This window comes from Pseudomonas sp. MWU13-3659, assembly GCF_023757525.1.
In the GTDB taxonomy this organism is placed as follows: domain Bacteria; phylum Pseudomonadota; class Gammaproteobacteria; order Pseudomonadales; family Pseudomonadaceae; genus Aquipseudomonas; species Aquipseudomonas entomophila_E.
On sequence record NZ_JAMSHW010000006.1, the window covers coordinates 22,667 to 42,931 of the forward strand.

The window sequence follows — 20,265 nt, forward strand, 5'->3', positions numbered from 1 at the left end:
AGCTGCAAGACAACAACTTTGCCCAGGCATGCAACGCGGCGCTACTGATACTGTCAACATGCCCTAGCGGCAGTAGCAGCAGAAGCATAGTATGAGTCGCACTCTCGTCAGCCAGGAGGTAATCCATGTCGGCCAAAAAGAAAGCAGTCAGTACGCCGTTGCACCTGCTCCAGCAACTTTCGGGCAGCCTGCTCGAACATTTGGAAGATGCCTGCTCCCAAGCATTGGCGGATGCCGAGAAACTGTTGGCCAAGTTGGAAAAACAACGTGGCAAGGCGCAGGAGAAACTGCACAACGCGCGCCTGAAGTTGCAGGACGCGGCCAAGGCTGGCAAAGCCAAGGCACAAGGCAAGGCACAGAAAGCCGCCGGTGAACTTGAAGCACTGCTCGATGCACTCAAGGACCGCCAGGCCCAGACCCGCACCTATATCCAGCAGCTCAAGCGTGATGCCCAGGAAAGCCTGAAACTGGCCCAAGGCGTGGGCAAGGTTCGCGAGGCTGCGGCCAAGGCGCTGCACTTGCGCTCAGAGGCACCGAAAGCCGCTGCAAAGCCGGCCGCCAAGCCAGCTGCAACAAAGACCCCGGCCAAGACCGCCACTGCGAAACCTGCAGCCAAGCCAGCCGCCAAACCCGCTGCCGCGAAGGCCCCGGCCAAGGCCGCCGCTGCGAAACCTGCAGCCAAGCCAGCCGCTAAACCTGTCGCTGCGAAGGCCCCGGCCAAGGCCGCCGCCGCGAAACCTGCAGCCAAGCCAGCCGCCAAACCCGCTGCCGTGAAGGCCCCGGCCAAGACCGCCGCCGCGAAACCTGCAGCCAAGCCAGCCGCTAAACCTGTCGCTGCCAAGGCCCCGGCCAAGACCGCCGCTGCGAAACCTGCAGCCAAGCCAGCCGCCAAACCTGCCGCCGCAAAAGCCCCGGCCAAGACCGCCGCTGCGAAACCTGCAGCCAAGCCAGCCGCTAAACCTGCTGCCGCAAAAGCCCCGGCCAAGCCTGCTGCTGCGAAGCCTGCAGCCAAGCCCGCTGTCGTCAAGGCACCGGCCAAGCCAGCCACCGTCAAGGCTCCAGCCAAGCCCGTAGCGGCGAAACCCGCCGCCAAGCCAGCCACGCCAGCCGCCAGCACCACGCCGGCCCCGGTGGCCAGCCCGGCAGCACCAGCCCCCGCAGCGGCCAGCACCCCGGCTCAGTCGCCCTCCTCGGCCTCCTGAAGCCTCCGGGCCACGGCGCGCAGCGTATGCAGCGCGTCGTGATCCCGGGCCTGGTCCGGCGTCAGTCGGGCCAGCCAATCTTCCGTCTCATTCTGTTCGGCGGGCCACACGCGGGCCAATGTTTCCAGGCGCTCAAGCAGCGTGCGTTCAGCCTGTAGCTCCAGGTTCTTCACTTGCTCACGCAGCACGCTCAAGTTCGGGTCGGCCAATGCCTGCTCGCGCCACTGCTGGCGCAACGTGCGCAGTGGGGTGACCACGTCTCGCTGCCAGGGGCTGGCCAATGCTTGAAGGGCCTGTATCCGTTGTTCATTCGGGGCTACCTGGCGTGCCTGCAGCCAGGTGCCGCAGAGCAGCAGGCAGACATCGCCGCCCAACGCCTGGAGGGCCAGGCAGGCGCCTTCGACACCTGGCCGTGCGTACAGGGCCAAGGCATGGTTCCACAGGTCGGTGTGCATGGTTTCACTCGCGCCAGTGATCGGGGAAGCTGGTAGACTCCGCGACCATCATGATCAGACTATCGAACCTCACTTTACAGCGTGGTCCACAGCGCCTGCTAGAAGGCGCCGAGATGACCTTGCACACCGGTCACAAGGCCGGCCTGATCGGTGCCAACGGCGCCGGCAAATCCAGCCTGTTTGCGCTGCTGCGCGGCGAGCTGTCGCCCGATGCCGGCGACTGCCTGCTGCCTGGCGACTGGCGCATCGCCCACATGCGCCAGGAGGTCGATACCCTCGACCGCATCGCCGTGGACTATGTGCTCGATGGCGATGCCCGCCTGCGCAAGGTCCAGGCTGACCTGGCCGCCGCCGAGCAGGCCCATGACGGCACCGCCCTGGCGCGCCTGCACAGTGAGCTGGACAGCGCCGACGGCTACACCGCCGACGCCCGCGCGCGCAAGCTGCTGGCCGGCCTTGGGTTCACCAATGAGCAGATGGACCGCCGCGTCGGCGACTTCTCCGGTGGCTGGCGGATGCGCCTGAACCTGGCCCAGGCGCTGATGTGCCCGTCCGACCTGCTGCTGCTCGACGAGCCCACCAACCACCTGGACCTCGACGCCATCCTCTGGCTCGAGGACTGGCTCAAGGGCTACCCGGGCACGCTGCTGCTGATCTCCCACGACCGCGACTTCCTCGATGCCGTGGTCGACCATGTGCTGCACGTCGAGCAGCGCAAGCTCAATCTCTACAAGGGCGGCTACAGCGCCTTCGAGCGCACCCGCGCCGAACGCCTGGCGCAACAGCAGCAAGCCTACGAGAAGCAGCAGGCGCAGCGCGCGCACATGGAAAAGTACATCGCCCGCTTCAAGGCCCAGGCCACCAAGGCCCGCCAGGCGCAGAGCCGGATCAAGGCCCTGGAACGCATGGAGGAGCTGTCGGCGGCCCACGTCGACTCGCCGTTCGACTTCGTCTTCCGCGAGTCCGAAAAAATCTCCAGCCCCTTGCTCGACCTGTCCGAAGGCCGCCTGGGCTATGGCGACAAAGCCATCCTCGAGAAGGTCAAGCTGCAGCTGGCGCCTGGCGCGCGCATCGGCCTGCTCGGCCCCAACGGCGCGGGCAAGTCGACCCTGATCAAGAACCTGGCCGGCGAGCTGCAGCCGTTGTCCGGCCGCCTGGTGCGGGGTGAGAACCTTGCCGTCGGCTACTTCGCCCAGCACCAGCTCGATTCGCTGGACGACAAGGCCAGCCCGTTGTTGCACCTGCAACGCATCGCCCCCGGCGAGCGCGAGCAGACCCTGCGCGACTTCCTCGGTGGTTTCGACTTCCACGGCAATCGCGTCGACGAGCCGGTGGTCAATTTCTCTGGTGGCGAGAAGGCGCGCCTGGCCCTGGCGCTGATCGCCTGGGAGCGGCCGAACCTGCTGCTGCTCGACGAACCGACCAACCACCTGGACCTGGAAATGCGCCTGGCGCTGACCATGGCCCTGCAAGAGTTCGCCGGCGCCGTGGTGGTGGTCTCCCACGACCGTCACTTGCTCAAGAGCACCACCAACGACTTCCTGCTGGTGGCCGACGGCAAGGTCGACACCTTCGACGGCGACCTGGACGATTACAGCCGTTGGCTGGTCGAGTACCGTCAGCGCAACGCGCCGGCCAGCAGCACGCCAGTCAACCCGGACAAGACCGACAAGAAGGCTCAGCGCCAGGCCGCCGCGGCCTTGCGCCAGCAGTTGGCGCCGCACAAGAAGGCGGCCGACAAGCTGGAAGCCGAGCTCAACCAGGTCCACAAGGCACTGGCCGAGATCGAAGCGGCCCTGGGCGACAGTGGCCTGTACGAGGCCTCGCGCAAGGACGAGCTGCGCGACCTGCTGGCCCGCCAGACCAAGCTCAAGCAGCGCGAAGGCGAGCTTGAAGAGGCCTGGATGGAAGCCCTGGAAACACTGGAAAGCATGCAGGCCGAGCTCGAGGCGCTGAGCTGATGGAGGCACTGCGTTCGCTGCTGCCAGGGCAATGGATGGATACGTTCTGGCTGGGGCTGCAGATCCTGCTGATCCTGATCGCCGCGTTCATCCTGCAGCGCATGGTCGCCCGTGGGTTGAGGAGCCTCGGCGAGCGTTATCCGCTGCCGCACGAGTTGATGGTGCCGGTGCGCGGCGCCCTGCGCTGGCTGATCATGGGCAGCGCGCTGCTGTTCGTGCTGGAGCGCATGGGGGTGTCGGCCACGGTGTTGTGGACGGCACTCTCCGGTTTCGTCGCGGTGGCGGCGGTGGCCTTCTTCGCCATCTGGAGCGTGCTGTCCAACCTGCTGTGCGCGGTGCTGATCTTTACCGTCGGGCCGTTTCGCATCGGTGATGTGGTCGAGCTGGTCGATACCCTCGACAAGCCGGGGGTCAAAGGCCGGGTGATCGCCATCAACCTGCTCTACACCACGCTGATGGAGACGCCCGAGGCGGGTGGGGCGCTGGTGCAGGTGCCCAACAGCCAGTTCTTCCAGAAGGCGGTGCGGCGTTGGCGGGGGGCTGAAGTGCCGGTACCCGTCAAAGACCCGGCTATCGAGGCTGATTGAAGCCTGACGTCATCTGCACTGGCCGGTTCGCCGGCAAAGCCGGCTCCTACAGGTGCAGCGCAGTACCTGTGGATGGTGTAAAAACCACTGGTTATTTTTTCGCCAGCACCGTAGCTTAACGTTTTGCAATAAATGTTCGAGCGAGGTGTGCGATGTCGATGGAAACGTGGTTGGCCTTCTTTGCCGCGTGCTGGGTAATCAGCCTGTCGCCGGGCGCCGGGGCGATTGCCTCGATGTCCAGCGGGCTGCAGTACGGCTTCTGGCGCGGCTACTGGAACGCCCTGGGCCTGCAACTGGGCCTGATCGTGCAGATCGCCATCATCGCCGCCGGTGTCGGCGCCATCCTCGCCGCGTCGGCCACCGCCTTCCAGATCATCAAGTGGTTCGGTGTCGTCTACCTGGTCTACCTTGCCTACAAGCAATGGAAAGCCTTGCCGATGGACATGAGCGACGAGTCCGGCGTACGCCCGATCGGCAAGCCGTTGAGCTTGGTGTTCCGGGGTTTCCTGGTCAATGTCAGCAACCCCAAGGCGCTGGTGTTCATGCTCGCGGTGCTGCCGCAGTTCATCAACCCCCATGAAGCGCTGCTGCCGCAGTACGTGGCGATCACCGTGACCATGATCAGCGTCGACATGCTGGTGATGGCAGGCTACACCGGGCTGGCTTCGCGGGTGCTGCGCCTGCTGCGCACCCCCAAGCAGCAGAAGCGCCTGAACCGCACGTTCGCCGGGCTGTTCATCGGTGCCGCGACCTTCCTGGCGACTCTGCGTCGGGCGCCGATCTGAACTGCACCCTGTAGGAGCCAGCTTGCTGGCGAACGGCCCTGTTCGCCAGCAAGCTGGCTCCTACAAGGGATTGTGTTGTCTCAACGCTGTCTGTCCATCAGCCCCTTGAGCAGGTCCACCGGCAACGGAAAGACGATGGTCGAGCTCTTGTCCCCGGCAATCGCCCCCAGGGTCTGCATGTAGCGCAGTTGCATAGCCCCAGGCTCCTTGCCCAGCATCTGTGCTGCCTGCATCAGTTTCTCCGACGCCTGCAATTCGCCTTCGGCGTGGATCACCTTGGCCCGCCGTTCTCGCTCGGCCTCGGCCTGGCGGGCGATGGCGCGGACCATCGACTCGTTGAGGTCGACATGCTTGATCTCGACATTGGCCACCTTGATGCCCCAGGCGTCGGTCTGCGCGTCGAGCACGGCGCGGATGTCGGCGTTGAGCTGCTCGCGCTCGGCCAACAGCTCGTCGAGGTCGTGCTTGCCAAGTACCGCGCGCAGGGTGGTCTGGGCCAGCTGGCTGGTGGCGTTGAGAAAATCCTCGACCTGGATGATCGCTTTCTGCGGGTCGAGCACGCGGAAGTACACCACGGCGTTGACCTTCACCGAGACGTTGTCGCGGGTGATCACGTCCTGGGGCGGTACGTCGAGCACCACGGTGCGCAGGTCGACCCGCACCATTTGCTGGATCCCCGGGATCAGGATGATCAGCCCCGGGCCCTTGACCTGCCAGAAGCGCCCGAGCTGGAACACCACCCCGCGCTCGTACTCGCGCAGGATGCGCAAGGCCGACAGCAGCAACAGGGCCAGCAGCACCAGCAGGGTGCCGAAACCGAATTGCATGAACATCTTCACTCTCCTTGCGCCGTGGGCGCAGTGGCGCTGACCTCGAGCGTCAGGCCGTTACGGGCCAAGACCCTGACGTGCTGGCCGGGTTGCAAGGGGGTCGCGCACTGCGCCTGCCACTGTTCGCCCTGGGCCTGTACCGAGCCGAGGAACGGGTTGTCCTGGTGTACCACGGTCACGGTGACCAGGCTGCCCACCAGCCCGGCGTCGCCGCTGAGCAGCGCCCGCCGCCGCGCCCTGAGCGCCATGCCCAGCACGCCGCCGAGCAGCAGTGCCGAGACCACGGCGAGGCTGATGATCAGCGCCAGGGGAATGCCGAAGCCGGGGGCGTCGGTGTCCATCAGGATCAGTGCGCCAACCACGAAGGCGACGATGCCGCCGAAGCCGATCACGCCGAAGCTGGGCAGGAACGCTTCGGCAACCATGAAAGCGATCCCCAACAGGATCAGCGCCACGCCGGCATGGCTGACTGGCAACAGTTGCAGGGCGTATAACGCCAGCAACAGGCTGATGCCGCCGACCACGCCTCCCGCGCCGGTGCCGGGGTTCATGAACTCGAACAACAGGCCGTACACGCCGATCATGATCAGGATCAGCGCCACGCTGGGGTTGGTGATCACTGCCAGCAGGCGTGTGCGCCAGTCGGGCAGGTGCTCCACCACTGCAGCGTCGGCGGTGCGCAGTTGTACGGGCTGGTCGGCGACCTGCAAGGTGCGGCCATCGAGTTGGCGCAGCAGTTCAGGCAGGTCGCTGGCGACCAGGTCGATCACCTTCAGGCGCAGGGCTTCGCTGGCCGAGAGACTCACGGCCTCACGCACCGCTTTTTCCGCCCAGTCGGCGTTGCGCCCGCGCAACTCGGCCAAGCCCCGGATATAGGCGGCGGCATCGTTGACCTGCTTGCGAGCGAGGGTGTCGTCTTCCTTGTTGGCGGGCGGTTTGTCGCCCATGCCGGGCGCGCCGATCTGCACCGGTGTCGCCGCGCCCAGGTTGGTACCAGGCGCCATCGCCGCCACATGGCTGGCGTAGAGGATGTAGGTGCCGGCGCTGGCGGCCCTGGCGCCACCCGGGGCGACGAAGGTGGCCACTGGAACGGGGCTGGCGAGAATGGCCTTGATGATCTGGCGCATGGCGCTGTCCAGCCCACCCGGAGTGTCCAGGCGGATTACCACCAGTTGCGCGCTCTGTGCCTGTGCTTGTTCAAGGCCGCGCAGCAGGTAATCGGCGCTGGCCGGGCCAATGGCATCGTCGACGCTCAGTAGCCAGACATCGCCGCCTGGCGCAGCCTGGCCGCCCGGGGCGAGGCCAAGCAACAGTGACAGCAACAATACGCGCCAGCCGTGAGCGATCACCTGTCGTCACCTCGTGCGGACCTGTTCCTGAAGTTTAGCCGTGCCCGACCGACCACGGCCTAAACTTGAGGGTGGGGGCTAAACCGGAGGTGCATCATGCGAATGGCCAAGACCCTTCAGCAGCGCCTGGACCAGGCCAACTGCGATTACGACATCGTTCCCCATCCACATTCGGCCACCAGCCTGGAGTCGGCGCGCACGGCCGGCGTGCCCGCCGAGCGGGTCGCCAAGTCGGTGATGCTCGACGACCGCCATGGCAACTACATCATGGCCGTGCTGCCGGCCAACCGGCACCTGGACATGACCGAGGTGCGCATGACCGGCGCCTGGCAGCTGACCCGCGAGAGCGCGTTGCCCAGCCTGTTCGGTGACTGCGAACGTGGCGCGATCCCGGCGCTCGGCGATGCCTACAACATCCCGATGCTGCTCGACCGCACGCTGACCCGCCAGGGTGACGTCTACCTCGAGGCAGGTGACCACGATCATCTGATCCACATGAGCATGGAGCAATACTTGAAACTGGTGCCGCACGCCGAAGTGCGCGAATTGAGCTGATGCTCGCAACCCATGCCGGGCTGGCATCGTGGATGACCGGCCCGGCCAAAGGAGTGAACCATGGAAGCGCCGATCCACAAGTTTTCCGAACTGTTCAAGCAACTGGGGCTGCCGGATGATCCGCTGGGCATCGACCAGTTTATTACCAGCCATTCGCCGCTCAAGGGGGATGTGAAGCTGGTGGATGCGCCCTTCTGGAACGACGCCCAGCGGGGGTTTCTCAAGCAGAGCATCGAGGAAGATGCCGATTGGGCGGAGCTGTTCGACCAGCTCAACGAGGCTTTGCGTCGCCCGCGAAAATAAAGCGCCGAGCGGCACCTGATGGGTGATCGGGCCGTTGCTATGCTCAGGAAAAACAACAGGGGATGGCGCGATGAAAGATCCCTACGCACCAGGTTTCTGGTGCTCCGTGACGATCCTGGGCACCCTGACCGCCGGCTACTTCTACGGTATCCGGCACACCCAGCAGATGAACCAGGCCGTGCAGTTTCTGTATGCCGCCGCCGCCGTCACCGCGGCGGTGTCGTTGTGCGGGCTGGCCTGGATAGCCTGGCAGCAGTTGCACCTGAACCGCCGCGAAGTGGCCCAGGGGCGAACACTGCTGACCATCTGGAACACCAAGGTCGCCCTGCGCCGGGTCGAGACGGTGTTCGACCGCTATTTCTGGGGTAGTTACTGGCATTCCGGGCGCACGTTCGAAGAGGTCATGGGCGAGCTCAAGGGCACGCCCCTGGAGCAGAGCCTGGATGCGCTCAAGCGCCAGTGCCGGGAGCTCGACCGGGAAGTGCATGATCACCATCACCACTGGCTGGCCAATGCCCGCGACCTGTCCAGCGTGGCCACGGCCATGGCCCGCGAGCGCTATCAGCTGGACCTGTGCGATGCGCCGGTGCGCGACGGTGGCAACACCGCGGTGCTCAACCGTGACCTGGAAGTGCTGGTGTACACCTGGTCGGCGCGGCTGCGCAGCTTCGACCATCAGCTGGACGAGCTGGAGCGCGCCTACCACTGAGGGTCATTCGCCGCGAATGTACTGCTCCAGCTGGAGGATGAGGTTGGCCTGCTCGGCGATGGTCTCTTTCACCAGGTCGCCGATCGAAAGCAGCCCGAGCAGTTGGCCGTTATCGACTACCGGCAGGTGACGCAGGTGGCGGTTGGTCATCAGGTTCATGCAGTACTCGAGGTTTTGCTTGGGGTCGACGGTGACCACCGGCGAACTCATGATTTCGCGTACGGTCGTGAACGGTGAAGAGCGGCCCTTGAGCACCAGCTTGCGAGCGTAGTCGCGTTCGCTGACGATCCCGACCACCTGGTCGTTCTCCACCACCGGCAGGGCGCCGATGTTTTTCTCCGCCAGCAGTTTCAAGGCATCGAGCACCGAATCATCAGGCGCGATGGTATAGACGGCCTGAGGTTGCGACTTGTTTTTCAGGATCTGTTCGACGTTCTTCATACGGGCCTCAGTGGGTGGGACGGCGATGTGTCGGAGTAAATAAAGCATCCGGCACGGCGCTCTGCACGGCAATGCAGGAAACGGCATGGAGGCGATTGAAAAACGTCATGCGCGGGCAGCATGAAAAAAGGCGGCCCGAAGGCCGCCTTTCAATTCACGCACAGGCTGCGCTTACACCAGGCCCTTGGGGCTCGGGCCGAAGCGGTTGTTGCCTGGGGTGCCGTCCTTGATCAGGAATACCAAGCCGACGATAGGGACCAGCAACCACCAGCCGCTGTGGTCATTGTCGTGCACACGACGTACAGCAACGGCGATGCTCGGGATCATGATCGCCAGGTTGTACACCAGGCCCAGCAGCGGTTTGGTGCCGATTGCGTTGTCGACGAAACCGATCGCGATTGTGATCAACAGGTTGAAGAGCACGAACATCCAATATTCCTTGCGGCGCGCGCGGCCCTTGAATACGGCGTACTTCTTCATCACTTCGAGGTAGGCATTGCCACTGCTCACGGCAGCGGTGCCCGCGATTGTGCCGTTGCCGGCAGTGGCGGCCTGGGGTGCGCCGCAGCCCGGGCAGCTCAGGGCCGATTGATGGATCTGTTTGGCGCAGCCGCGGCAGAACACCATGCTCATTTGTTTTCCCTCACGTTTTGATTAGCTAGCAGATAGGCCGATGAAGCACAGCAGTGAAATGACTGCCATGACCACGCCGGCGATGGCCATGCCGTGACCGGGTTTCTTCTGGTTGATGCTGACGATGCCCAGGACCAGGCCCGCCATTGAGAGCATGACCATGCCAAGGAGGGTTTCACCGTCCCAGTCAGCGTCATCGAACAGCGTCAGTACACAGAGGATGCCGAGAATCAGGGAGGTGATGCCCATCCACGGCGATTCGCCGGTGGTCGGGTTCGTAGGGGAAGTTGCGTGCTGTGGAGCGCCGCATTGTGGGCAAGTGGGTGCCGTCTCGTGCAGCTGTCTTGCACAGCCGCGGCAATAGACCATCGCCATCGCAATTCCTTTTGTAGCGTTCGTCGAACGCGTCCCTGTTCGCATAACGTGTCACCCGAACGGGTGGCCGGCGCGAAGGTTACCAAACATTTCATAGATGGCGAAACAGTGGCGCCAAAAATTTAACGCGCAAATGAGAAAGGCGCCCGCAGGCGCCTTCCGGTTTCAGTCCAGTGCTTCAGAGCTTCGGCATCTGCCCGATCCGCGCCACCATCTCGCTGACGACCTGCAGGTCGAGCATGAACTGCTCCACGGTCTTGAACTCGTTGTCGTTGTGACCGGTGTACTTCACATCCGGCATGGCCAGGCCGAACTGCACGCCGTTGGGCAGGTCGTGCACCGAGGTGGCGCCGGCGGAGGTACCGAACTCGTGCTTCATGCCCAGGTTCTCGCTGGCCACGGCCAGCAGCGCCTTGACCCATTCGCCTTCGGGGTTGCGGTACATCGGCTCGTCGAGGGTGTAGTCGAAGGCCACCGAGGTGTGGCTGGTGCGCGCCCAGTCACCGAGCTTGTCGGAGATTTCGGATTTGAGGGTCTCGAGCGACTTGCCTTTGGGAATGCGCAGGTTAACCGCCAGCTTCAGCGCCTTGTCATCCAGGCCGACGAAGGTCAGCGAGGTGGTCAGCGGGCCCATGAAATCGTCCTTGAAACCCACGCCGAGCTTGTTGCCCAGGTAGTCCAGGCCCCAGTTGTCGGCAGCGTAGCGGGCGGCGTCGGTGATGTGGTTGTGCTTGAGCGGCACCTGCTTCTGCACGCCGTTGAGGAAGTCGAGCATGCGCGCCACCGGGTTGACCCCGGACTCAGGCTCGGAGGAGTGTGCCGATACGCCGGTCACGGTCAGCAGTACTTGCTTGCCTTCGGCCTTGGCGTCGATGCTGAAGTCGCCGCCGTGTTGCTTGACGTACTCGGCGCCGGCTTTTTCCAGGGCCTTGGCCACGTCGGCTGGCTTGTCAGCGACCAGCGTCGCCACCGAGCTGCCGGGGATCTGGTTGGTGGCCAGGCCACCGGTCAGCTTCACCACTTCGGCGCCTTTGCCGGTGCCGGCGCGCTTGGTGAAGGTCGCCATGACGGTGCCGTAGCCCTTCTCGGCGATCACCACCGGGTAACCGCCGTCCAGCGCCAGGTTGTAGTCGGGGGTGGCGTTGCGCGCGAAGTAGTAGGGGATCGCATCGCCGGTGGTTTCCTCGGTTGTGTCCACCAGCAGCTTGAACTGGCGGGCCAGGGGCAGCTTCTCGTCCTTGGCCACTTTCAACGCGTAGAGCGCGACGACGATACCGTTCTTGTCGTCCTCGGTGCCACGGCCGTACATGCGGTCGCCCACCAGGGTGACCTTGAACGGGTCGAGTTTCGTGCCGTCCTTGAGCTTCCAGTTTTCCGGGGTCACCGGCACCACGTCGGCGTGGGCATGGATGCCGATCACTTCCTTGCCTTCGCCGAGGGTGATTTCGTAGACACGGTTGTCGACGTTGCGGAACTGCAGGCCGAAGCCCTCGGCCAGGGCCTTGATCTTGTCGGCGATCTTGAGGAATTCCGGGTTCTCGTGCTGTGGCACGCCCTCTTTGCGCACCGTCGGGATCTCCACCAGTTCGCGCAGGGTCTGCTTGGCGGCCTCGCCGTATTTGATCCGGGTGTACAGCCCCAGCAGGCGGTTGATCTCGTCCTGCTGTTCAGTGCTCAGCGGCTTGCCGGCCAGGTACAGCTTGAGGGTGTCGCCAAGCTTGTCAGCCTTGGCCAGGTCGCTGCCGGCCAGTTTGCCGAGGAACTGCTTGAAGTCGGCCGGGTTGCTACCGTCATAGGCCTTGATGATGGCGGCGGACTGTTGCTGGGAGAGGTTGGCGTGGGCCGGAATCGAGAGCATCGCCAGGCTGGCCAGCATCACGGAAGCGGCGGAAAGCTTGGAAAATGGCATGGGTGTGCGCATTCCTTTGCAAGAGTGGGAGGTGCCCGTTTACGCAAACGGGAAGGTGCCCACGCTAACACCAATGCACGCCTCCTTGGGAGAGGCGGCACCGTGCATTCGTGCACAATTTCGCCAGCTAGTGATCGCGCCCGCAGCGCGCTGGTTCGGCGAGCAGGCCTGGCCATCGCGCCGCCCAGTCACCACCGTGGCCCATCCCAGGAACCGCGCGTACTTGCGTGCACTTGCCTGCCACCGCCCAGGCGAATCGTTCGGCGATCACGCCAGGCACGACGCGGTCGGCGGTGCCATGGAAGTGAATCTGTGGCAGCGCGCGCAGCCTGGCAGCCTGGTCGATGGGGTTGAGTGACGCGGGCATGGGGGTGGTCCTGTGCAACCGGTTGAACTCGGCTACATCGAGATTGCCCGCCACGGTGCGCAGGCTGGCCACGTCGCCCCGGCGCACCGCCAGCAGTGCGGCGATGGCGCCACCGCCGGAGTAGCCGACCAGGTGCAGCGGTTGCCCGGGGACTTGCCGGGCATAGTGATCGACCGCCTGGTTCATGGCCTGCACCACCTCTTCGGCGAACCGCCTATCGGTCCAGTACGCCAGGGCACAGCGCGGGTTGTCGGCCATCCGGGTGAATTGGCAGGGGCGGGCGAGGTAGAGCACATTGGCAGACGAGTCCGCCACCGCCAACGCCAGCCCCACCGGGTTGAGCGGCGTGGGGTTGTCCGAGGGTTGCGAACGGGTGCGGAAGGCCAGGCCGTCGCCTTCGATGTATACCGTCAGCGGCAGGTCCGGGCGTTCGATGCGCACGTAACTGGTCAGCACGAAGGTATCGGTGCGTACCTGCTCGCGCATCAAGTTCACGGTGCTGGCCAGCGCGTCTGCCTGTTGGTTGCGCTGCTGCGGCAAGGGCAAGGTCGAGCAGCCATGCAGGCCAAGACAGACAAGCAGCGCCACAGTGGTCCCGCAGTTGGCTTTCACGCTACCGGTGCCCTGAAACGAAAAAACCCCGGAAGCATTCCGGGGTTTCAGAAGATGGCGCACTCGGCGGGATTCGAACCCACGACCCCTGCCTTCGGAGGGCAGTACTCTATCCAGCTGAGCTACGAGTGCAACGGGCCGCATGATACCCATCTGTGCCGGTGGCGTCCATCGCCTTGATATGAGGCTGTTTTTCCCTGTGGGTTGCCTTCTGTAGGAGCGGCTTCAGCCGCGATCCAGGCACCGCGCTGCCCGCATAGCGGCTGAAGCCGCTCCTACAGGGAAATGGCCGGCACGGTCGGCAAAAATGTCTATTCATATGCAATATCGATATTTCCTCTCGCGGTCTTATGACCGCTATCTTCTGGTTACAACTTGTTATAACAAGTCAGCCAACAGCGAAGACAACCATGGCCGAACTGCTCCCTCTCTCACCCGTACCGCTCTACACCCAGCTCAAGGAACTGCTGCGCGAACGCATTCTCGACGGCACCTATCCACCCCACAGCCGCATGCCCTCGGAAAACGAACTAGGCAAGGCCTTCGACGTCAGCCGCATCACCGTGCGCCAGGCGCTGGGCGACCTGCAGAAGGAAGGGTTGATCTTCAAGATCCATGGCAAGGGTACCTTCGTCGCAAAGCCCAAGGCGTTCCAGAACGTAAGCACCCTGCAGGGGCTGGGCGAGTCGATGACGCAGATGGGCTACGAAGTGCTCAACCGCCTGCGCAGCTTCCGCCATGTACCGGCCAGTGCACAGGTGGCGGCGCGCTTGCAGGTCGAGGAGGGCGCGCTGGTTACCGAGATCCGCCGCGTGCGCCTGATCAACCGCGAGCCGGTGTCGCTGGAACTGACTTGGTTGCCGAAGAACGTCGGCGAAAAGCTGGAAAAGGCCGACCTGGTCACCCGCGACATCTTCCTGCTGCTGGAGAACGACTGCGGCATCGCCCTCGGCCACGCGGACCTGGCCATCGACGCGGTGCTCGCCGACAGCGACCTCACTCAGGCGCTGGAGGTGGAGGAGGGCTCGCCGATCATGCGTATCGAGCGCCTGACCCATGCTGCCGACGGCACGCCCCTGGATTTCGAGCACCTCTACTACCGTGGCGACGCGTTCCAGTATCGCCTGCGCATCGACCGCCAGAGGGGACCCAAGGCATGAGCATGCAAACCCAGGACTACGACATCGTCGTCATCGGCGGCGGCACCGCCGGGCCCATGGCCGCGATCAAGGCCAAGGAGCAGGACAAGCAACTGCGGGTGCTGGTGCTGGAAAAGGCCAACGTCAAGCGCAGCGGCGCCATCAGCATGGGCATGGATGGCCTGAACAACGCCATCGTTCCCGGCCACGCCACGCCCGAGCAGTACACCAAGGAAATCACCGTCGCCAATGACGGCATCGTCAACCAGGCCACTGTGCATGCCTACGCCACCCGGAGTTTCGAGACCATCGAGCAGCTCGACCGCTGGGGGGTGAAATTCGAGAAGGACGAGACCGGCGACTACGCGGTGAAGAAGGTGCACCACATGGGTGCCTACGTATTGCCGATGCCCGAAGGGCACGACATCAAGAAGGTGCTCTACCGCCAGCTCAAGCGCGCGCGGGTCGAGATCAGCAACCGCATGGTCTGCACCCGCGTGCTGCTCGATAACCAGGGTGCCGCGGCTGGCGTGCTCGGTTTCGACTGCCGTACCGGTGAGTTCCGGGTAATCCGCGCCAAAGCGGTGATCCTCGCCTGTGGCGCGGCAGGGCGCCTGGGCCTGCCGGCCTCGGGCTACCTGATGGGCACCTACGAGAACCCCACCAATGCCGGTGACGGTTACGCCATGGCCTACCATGCCGGCGCGGAGCTGGCCAACCTGGAGTGCTTCCAGATCAACCCGTTGATCAAGGACTACAACGGCCCGGCCTGCGCCTACGTCACCGGCCCGCTCGGTGGCTATACCGCCAACGGCAAGGGCGAGCGCTTCATCGAGTGCGACTACTGGAGCGGGCAGATGATGTGGGAGTTCCACCAGGAGCTCGAAGGCGGCAATGGCCCGGTGTTCCTCAAGCTTGACCACCTGGCCGAGGAAACCATCCAGAACATCGAAGAGATCCTGCACGGCAACGAGCGCCCCAGCCGTGGCCAGTTCCACGCCGGGCGCGGCACCGACTACCGCCAGCATATGGTGGAGATGCACATCTCGGAGATCGGCTTCTGTTCCGGGCATTCGGCCTCGGGGGTGTGGGTCAACGAAAAGGCCGAGACCAGCGTGAAGGGTTTGTACGCCGCAGGCGACATGGCGGCGGTGCCGCACAACTACATGCTCGGGGCCTTCACCTATGGCTGGTTCGCTGGGGTGAACGCGGCGCGGTACGTGGTCGGGCGCGATTTCGCCGAGGTCGATGCCGGGCAGGTCGAGCGCGAGCAAGCACGGGTGTTTGCGCCGCTGCACCGTGAGCATGGGCTGCCTCCGGCGCAGGTCGAGTACAAGCTGCGGCGCATGGTCAACGACTACCTGCAGCCGCCGAAGGTGACGAAGAAGATGCAGATCGGCCTGACGCGCTTCGCCGAGATCGGGCGTGACCTGGCGCAAATGAAAGCCAACAACCCCCACGAACTGATGCGGGCGATGGAGGTCGCGGTGATCCGCGACTGCGCCGAGATGGCGGCGCGGGCGTCGTTGTTCCGGGAAGAGAGCCGTTGGGGGCTTTATCACCATCGGGTCGATTTCCCCGAGCGCAATGATGGCGAATGGTTCTGTCATTGCCACCTGAAGAAGGGCGATGACGGCGAGATGATCAGCTTCAAGCAGCCGGTGGAGCCGTACCTGATTCCGTTGGATGTCCAGGAACAGAGCGCCTACGACCGCTTACGGGTAAAAACCGACGCCGCCTAGGCGCCTACAGGGAATGTGGACACCTTCGATCAAGAGGGCCTCAGGCCCCGAGGATTTGTGATATGGCCTACCAACCCCAAGACATCTTCTTTCGCAGCAGCGCTCCGGTCACCATCGACGAAGACAAGTGCATCGCCGAAAAAGGCTGCACGGTCTGCGTCGAGGTCTGCCCCATGGACCTGCTGGCGATCAACCCGGCCACCCAGAAGGCCTACATGGCTTTCGACGAATGCTGGTACTGCATGCCCTGCGAAAAGGATTGCCCGACCGGTGCGGTGAAGGTCGACATTCCCTACCTGTTGCGCTGACGCCTGCGCCAAGGATCGCCCCATGACTGAACGACACAGCGACAACCCCGATATCCTGGCTTTGCTGCCACGCCTGGCCGATGCCGATGCCGGCGTACGGCGCATCGCCTTGATCGCCCTGGCCGACCTGGAAGAACCGGACGGATTGCCATGGCTGACCGATGCGGTGCTGGCCGACCCGGCCGAGGAGGTCCGCGCCGAGGCCGCGCAGAGCCTGGCCGAACTCAAGAGCCTGGAGGTTGGCCAGCTGATACTGCCATGGGCCACCCACGCCGATGCCTTCGTGCGCGCCAGTGCCTTGCGTGCCCTGCGCGAGCTGCGTCTGGAGGAGGCTGCAGCGCCTGCATTGCTGGCGCTGCGCGATCCGGATGCCGGCGTGCGTCGTGAGGCCGTGGGCATCCTCGGGTGGCTCAAACATGTTGCCGCTTTGCCCGACCTGGCGCGACTCGCCGTCGAGGAGCCGGATACCGACGTGCGTCGTGCGGCCATCGGTGCCTTGGGCCTGGCTCGCGATGCCAGTGTGCTGCCGGGTTTGATCAGCGCGCTGGCTGATCCTGCGTGGCAGGTGCGTGAGGAGGCCGCCACCACATTGGGCAAGGTGGGCCAAGCCGATGCAGGCTTGGCCCTGGTCGAGGCCCTGGCGGACGATTATTGGCAGGTGCGCCTGCGTGCGGCGCGCGCGCTCGGGCGGTTGCGCCACGGCGCGGCGTTGGAACCCTTGGCTGGCCTGTTGGGGCATGCCATCGCCAACCTGCGCAAGGAGGCTGCCCTGGCCCTTGGCGAACTCGGGCTGGCGCAGGCCTTGCCAGCGTTGCAAGTGGCGCAGGCCGACGCTGACCCGGAGGTGCGCAAGGCGGTGCGTATCGCACTGGCGCAGTTGCAGGGCCTGGGCCGATGAGCGTGCCGAGCGCGGTGCGCAATCTGCGGGGGGAAGGCCAACTGCAAGTGCAATGGCCGGAAGGGCCGCAGGTGCTCGGCCATATTCGCCTGCGCGGCGCCTGTCCGTGCTCGCGGTGCCGGGCGGCACGGTTGCAAGGGACTATCGCGTTGGTTGCGCAGGACGTTCGGGTGGTGCGTGTCGTACCTCAAGGCTACGGCCTGCAACTGGTGTTCAGCGACGGGCATGATCGTGGCATTTACCCTTGGAGCTACTTGCGCGGCCTGGGTTGAAACGGGTGGTATCGCCTTAGCACCTGAGGCTGCACGAGGCGAGGCTGAATCGAGGATTTCCACCTGACCAAGGATCCTCAGCATGCCCCTCGACCTCGACCATTTCGCCCGCAGCCTGGCTTCACTTGGCGAAGCGCGGGCCTTGATGGACAAGGCCCGCGCCTATCTCGCGGCCTGGCCCGACCCTTACCGGCTGGCGCATCAACATGCCGCCGACTACCTGCTTGAACACACGGGCAAGCCCCTGGACCCCGACAAGGTCTGGTGGCATGTGTTCGATCGTGCGGTCAATGCCGCCACCACCACCGGCTGGCGCCATTCCGGCCCGCCCCGGCATTCGATGCGCTTTACCGAACTGTTGATCCATCGGTTCGATGGCGGCTTCCAGGCCGCGCCCGACACCCTGGGGATGTACAGCGGGTTCTACATTCAGGGGCCTGGCGCTGGTGAGTACGGTGCGGGTAACGAGGTGGCCTTGCTGCCGAGCACGGTGATGGACTACCTCTGGAAGTTGGATTTCGCTGCCGAAGTCAGGGCCCGGGAGGAACGTTTCTGGGGTGAAGAGGGGCTGGACTTCCCGATCCTGGCCCGCGCCTGTTTTCTGGCCGCGATCAACCAGGGGCTGGCGAACGGCCTGCTGGCTTCGGTCGACAAGCAGAACCTGTGGGGCTGGCTCGGCCTTGATGCCGGGCAGCCCTTGACGTTGGCCGCGCTGTCCTTCTCCGGGCAGGGGCCGCAGATGGTCGTGCGCCATTTCCTGGTAGGGAATGGTCACCTGGTCACCCTGCGCCACACGTCGGGACGGGTGGTGCTCTACACCCCTTCGCTGGATGCCCCCCTGCAGGCATTTTCCAGTCAGGACGAAATGCTCCGCTGGGTAGCCAGGCGCGTACAGGCCAACGATGCGCAGGCATGGCTGGACGCGTTGTACCGGGTGGACCCAGGGGCGCCGATGGACACACGAGAAGCGGCGCTGTCGGCCGTGCGCGGACGCAGCGGCTCCCATGCACGGCCGCTGTGGCCATTTGGCGAGGGCCAGGCGCTTCACCTGCCGGACCTGTTCGACACCCTGATGCTGTGGGCCAAGGCCGACCTTGGCCTGGCCCTGCACAACCTGGTCAGCAATGCCGACCTGCGCAAGCAGCTTTGGCGCGGTTACCTGGGCGCCTTCATCCATGTCTTTGGCAGCTTCTCGCTGATGGCCTGGCCTCTCGGATTGGTCATGCTCGGCGCGGGGGCTGCCCGAATGACGCTGGATGTCGAAGCGGCGGTCTGGGCACGCAGCGACCGCGAGCGCAGCCAGGCGATACTCGAGTCGATCGCGGACGCGCTGGTCATCGTCTTCGCCATCATCGAGACAGGCCTTGGCCTCCGGGCCCTGAAGTACCGTGAGCCGCCTCACTTCGCCGGGGTCGCAGCGGCGCTCATGCAACCTGCAAGGGAGGCGCGACGGATCCGGCAAGTGCTCGATGATCTGGACAGCAATCTCATTGTGGATGAGCCCACCCAACCAGCCGGGCTGCTGCAGGGGGTCAGCATCGATGGGCAAGGGCGCGGCTGGATCCAGCTGGGCGAGTCGGTACTACCCGTCCACTACAACAGCACCTGGTCCAGCTGGATGGTGTTGAGGGATCTGGACGATCTTGAAATCCGTGAAAGCCTGCTGGTTCGTCGGGGGCTGGACGGCAGCTGGCGGCTGTACGCGCCGGACGGTGACCCGGATGCGCTGACCACGCAGTTCTGGGACACCTACATGGAGCCTGACAAAGTGCTTGGGCAGCGGCTTTCAATGGCATTGCTCGATCGCCAGACCCGCTGGCTGGAGAACGCAGGCCTGCCGGAATACCTGGGGCACATGGCCCCCGCCGACGCCTACGGGCACCACTATGTCGATTCGGCTGGCACGCGGTTCTACACCTTCAGGCAGGAGGGCGCGCTGCATAACGACCTGGCCATGGAGTACAGCAGCCACATGGCCAAGGTGAACGACCTGTTCAGGGGCGATCGCACCCGCCTGCAAGGTTTTTCCAATGAGGCGCTGAACGATTTCATCGGCAAGCTGGCTGACTCGCTGGAGCAACTGCCGGGTAGCCAGGCCTCGTTGCTCTGGCGCGGGGGAAGGGGGGAGCGTGTCTCGTTGGGCGCACGGTACCGTGAAGGCGCGATCAAGGCGGGTGACGTGCTGGTTTCGACCGACCTCACGTCGTTTACCGAAAGCCCCTATATCCCGCGCCGTTTCATGCTGCCCAAGGAGGCTGTCGATCTTCCGCTTGCGCAAGTCACGGAGCACTTCGACGAAAACACGGTGCTCTACGAGCTGGTCGGCAACGAGCAGCTCAGCGGGAAACCGGTGGCGCCGTTGTCGCTGAACTGGCAGGAAGCGGAAGTGTTGTTTACCCCGGGCCGCACGTTCCTGATCGATGACATCAGCGATGTGCGGGGCGAGCACTACCGGTTCCTCAAGGTCAGGCTTCGCGAGGTGCCACGACCTGTCGGGGTGCCGGCGTTCGACCTGCGCAGCGGCCAGCCATTCGAACGCATGGCCTATGCCGAACAGGTGGGGTATGCCCCGTGGGTCGAGCGATTTTTCCCGGCTGCGCAGTGGCGCTGACCCTTGAAATCTGTCCCTTTCAAGGTCTTTGTCGGCGGACAGGGCTATGGCCTTGCAGCGTTCTTCAGATCGAGCGCCGCCCATGCGGCGCATCGCGGGTGAATCCGCTCCTACGTTTGTTGCAACGTGCGGCGGTAAAGCCAAACGAAAGGCGGACACCATGGCCTGTCAGGTGCAGCAGTTGTAGGAGCGGATTCATCCGCGATGCGCCGCGTGGGCGCC

General features: G+C 64.5%; 21 protein-coding genes and 1 tRNA gene. 13 read left to right on the forward strand and 9 right to left on the reverse strand.

Translation table 11 applies throughout. From position 1 onward, the window contains the following. Nucleotides 1-125: 125 nt before the first annotated feature. Entirely contained in the window at nt 126-1,202 is a 1,077-nt protein-coding gene (locus tag NGM28_RS09800) for an AlgP family protein (RefSeq protein ID WP_252089951.1), read from the forward strand. Here the strand turns inward: NGM28_RS09800 and NGM28_RS09805 are convergent. Next, entirely contained in the window at nt 1,178-1,657 is a 480-nt protein-coding gene (locus NGM28_RS09805) for a TIGR02444 family protein (protein ID WP_252089954.1), read from the reverse strand. The genes NGM28_RS09800 and NGM28_RS09805 overlap by 25 nt on opposite strands. 50 nt (nt 1,658-1,707) lie before the next feature. On the opposite strand from NGM28_RS09805, the gene NGM28_RS09810 reads away from it, so the two are divergent. The 3 genes from NGM28_RS09810 to NGM28_RS09820 all read left to right on the forward strand — a co-directional run bounded on the left by NGM28_RS09810 (nt 1,708) and on the right by NGM28_RS09820 (nt 4,990). Continuing rightward, a complete protein-coding gene (locus tag NGM28_RS09810) occupies nt 1,708-3,618 on the forward strand; it encodes an ATP-binding cassette domain-containing protein (protein ID WP_240064066.1) in 1,911 nt (636 codons plus the stop codon). Beyond that, nucleotides 3,618-4,205 carry a mechanosensitive ion channel family protein gene (locus tag NGM28_RS09815; RefSeq protein ID WP_252089956.1) on the forward strand — a complete coding sequence of 196 codons (588 nt, stop codon included), beginning with the start codon at nt 3,618-3,620 and terminating at the stop codon, nt 4,203-4,205. Before NGM28_RS09810 ends, NGM28_RS09815 begins: the two co-directional genes overlap by 1 nt. Nucleotides 4,206-4,357: 152 nt before the next feature. Then, nucleotides 4,358-4,990 carry a LysE family transporter gene (locus NGM28_RS09820; RefSeq protein WP_011531600.1) on the forward strand — a complete coding sequence of 211 codons (633 nt, stop codon included), beginning with the start codon at nt 4,358-4,360 and terminating at the stop codon, nt 4,988-4,990. Between the two features lie 80 nt (nt 4,991-5,070). On the opposite strand, the gene NGM28_RS09825 is transcribed toward NGM28_RS09820, so the two are convergent. Together NGM28_RS09825 and NGM28_RS09830 are read right to left on the reverse strand one after the other, a co-directional pair. Then, the gene (locus NGM28_RS09825; RefSeq protein WP_240064064.1) at nt 5,071-5,823 is read right to left on the reverse strand and encodes a slipin family protein; all 753 of its coding nucleotides are present in this window, start codon (nt 5,821-5,823) and stop codon (nt 5,071-5,073) included. 2 nt (nt 5,824-5,825) lie between these two features. Next, nucleotides 5,826-7,169 (reverse strand): NfeD family protein, encoded by a 1,344-nt coding sequence (locus tag NGM28_RS09830; RefSeq protein ID WP_252089958.1) that lies wholly within the window; start codon nt 7,167-7,169, stop codon nt 5,826-5,828. A gap of 96 nt (nt 7,170-7,265) precedes the next feature. Here NGM28_RS09830 and NGM28_RS09835 point away from each other — a divergent pair, with 96 nt between their 5' ends. The 3 genes from NGM28_RS09835 to NGM28_RS09845 all read left to right on the forward strand — a co-directional run bounded on the left by NGM28_RS09835 (nt 7,266) and on the right by NGM28_RS09845 (nt 8,736). Continuing rightward, nucleotides 7,266-7,724 carry an aminoacyl-tRNA deacylase gene (locus NGM28_RS09835; RefSeq protein ID WP_213659102.1) on the forward strand — a complete coding sequence of 153 codons (459 nt, stop codon included), beginning with the start codon at nt 7,266-7,268 and terminating at the stop codon, nt 7,722-7,724. A 60-nt stretch (nt 7,725-7,784) separates the two neighbouring features. Further along, nucleotides 7,785-8,027: a DUF2789 domain-containing protein gene (locus tag NGM28_RS09840; RefSeq protein ID WP_011531604.1), complete on the forward strand. Its 243-nt coding sequence runs from the start codon at nt 7,785-7,787 to the stop codon at nt 8,025-8,027. Nucleotides 8,028-8,097: 70 nt separating this feature from the next. Then, complete coding sequence (locus NGM28_RS09845; protein WP_240064062.1) at nt 8,098-8,736, forward strand: NADH:ubiquinone oxidoreductase subunit N; 639 nt, start codon at nt 8,098-8,100, stop codon at nt 8,734-8,736. A gap of 3 nt (nt 8,737-8,739) precedes the next feature. Here the strand turns inward: NGM28_RS09845 and NGM28_RS09850 are convergent, their stop codons facing one another. The 6 genes from NGM28_RS09850 to NGM28_RS09875 all read right to left on the reverse strand — a co-directional run bounded on the left by NGM28_RS09850 (nt 8,740) and on the right by NGM28_RS09875 (nt 13,205). Next, nucleotides 8,740-9,177 carry a CBS domain-containing protein gene (locus tag NGM28_RS09850; protein ID WP_240064061.1) on the reverse strand — a complete coding sequence of 146 codons (438 nt, stop codon included), beginning with the start codon at nt 9,175-9,177 and terminating at the stop codon, nt 8,740-8,742. 171 nt (nt 9,178-9,348) lie between these two features. Beyond that, nucleotides 9,349-9,804, reverse strand: a complete 456-nt coding sequence (locus NGM28_RS09855; RefSeq protein ID WP_240064089.1) for a DUF805 domain-containing protein — start codon at nt 9,802-9,804, stop codon at nt 9,349-9,351. Between the two features lie 27 nt (nt 9,805-9,831). Next, nucleotides 9,832-10,185, reverse strand: a complete 354-nt coding sequence (locus tag NGM28_RS09860; RefSeq protein WP_240064060.1) for a DUF4190 domain-containing protein — start codon at nt 10,183-10,185, stop codon at nt 9,832-9,834. A 178-nt stretch (nt 10,186-10,363) separates the two neighbouring features. Further along, nucleotides 10,364-12,094 (reverse strand): dipeptidase, encoded by a 1,731-nt coding sequence (locus NGM28_RS09865; RefSeq protein ID WP_252089960.1) that lies wholly within the window; start codon nt 12,092-12,094, stop codon nt 10,364-10,366. A gap of 127 nt (nt 12,095-12,221) precedes the next feature. After that, nucleotides 12,222-13,073 carry an alpha/beta hydrolase gene (locus tag NGM28_RS09870; protein WP_252089962.1) on the reverse strand — a complete coding sequence of 284 codons (852 nt, stop codon included), beginning with the start codon at nt 13,071-13,073 and terminating at the stop codon, nt 12,222-12,224. Nucleotides 13,074-13,128: 55 nt separating this feature from the next. Further along, nucleotides 13,129-13,205, reverse strand: a tRNA-Arg gene (locus tag NGM28_RS09875). 278 nt (nt 13,206-13,483) lie between these two features. Here NGM28_RS09875 and NGM28_RS09880 point away from each other — a divergent pair. From NGM28_RS09880 to NGM28_RS09905, 6 genes are all read left to right on the forward strand, one after another. Then, a complete protein-coding gene (locus NGM28_RS09880) occupies nt 13,484-14,233 on the forward strand; it encodes a GntR family transcriptional regulator (protein WP_240064057.1) in 750 nt (249 codons plus the stop codon). Continuing rightward, nucleotides 14,230-15,954 carry a fumarate reductase/succinate dehydrogenase flavoprotein subunit gene (locus NGM28_RS09885; RefSeq protein ID WP_252089963.1) on the forward strand — a complete coding sequence of 575 codons (1,725 nt, stop codon included), beginning with the start codon at nt 14,230-14,232 and terminating at the stop codon, nt 15,952-15,954. Before NGM28_RS09880 ends, NGM28_RS09885 begins: the two co-directional genes overlap by 4 nt. A gap of 62 nt (nt 15,955-16,016) precedes the next feature. Beyond that, nucleotides 16,017-16,262 carry a 4Fe-4S dicluster domain-containing protein gene (locus NGM28_RS09890; RefSeq protein ID WP_011531611.1) on the forward strand — a complete coding sequence of 82 codons (246 nt, stop codon included), beginning with the start codon at nt 16,017-16,019 and terminating at the stop codon, nt 16,260-16,262. Between the two features lie 22 nt (nt 16,263-16,284). Then, a complete protein-coding gene (locus NGM28_RS09895; RefSeq protein WP_252089965.1) occupies nt 16,285-17,160 on the forward strand; it encodes a HEAT repeat domain-containing protein in 876 nt (291 codons plus the stop codon). After that, nucleotides 17,157-17,432, forward strand: coding sequence for a DUF971 domain-containing protein (locus tag NGM28_RS09900; protein ID WP_240064054.1), 276 nt, complete (start codon nt 17,157-17,159; stop codon nt 17,430-17,432). Before NGM28_RS09895 ends, NGM28_RS09900 begins: the two co-directional genes overlap by 4 nt. Nucleotides 17,433-17,514: 82 nt before the next feature. Then, nucleotides 17,515-20,043 (forward strand): dermonecrotic toxin domain-containing protein, encoded by a 2,529-nt coding sequence (locus NGM28_RS09905; protein ID WP_252089967.1) that lies wholly within the window; start codon nt 17,515-17,517, stop codon nt 20,041-20,043. The last annotated feature ends 222 nt before the right edge of the window (nt 20,044-20,265 follow it).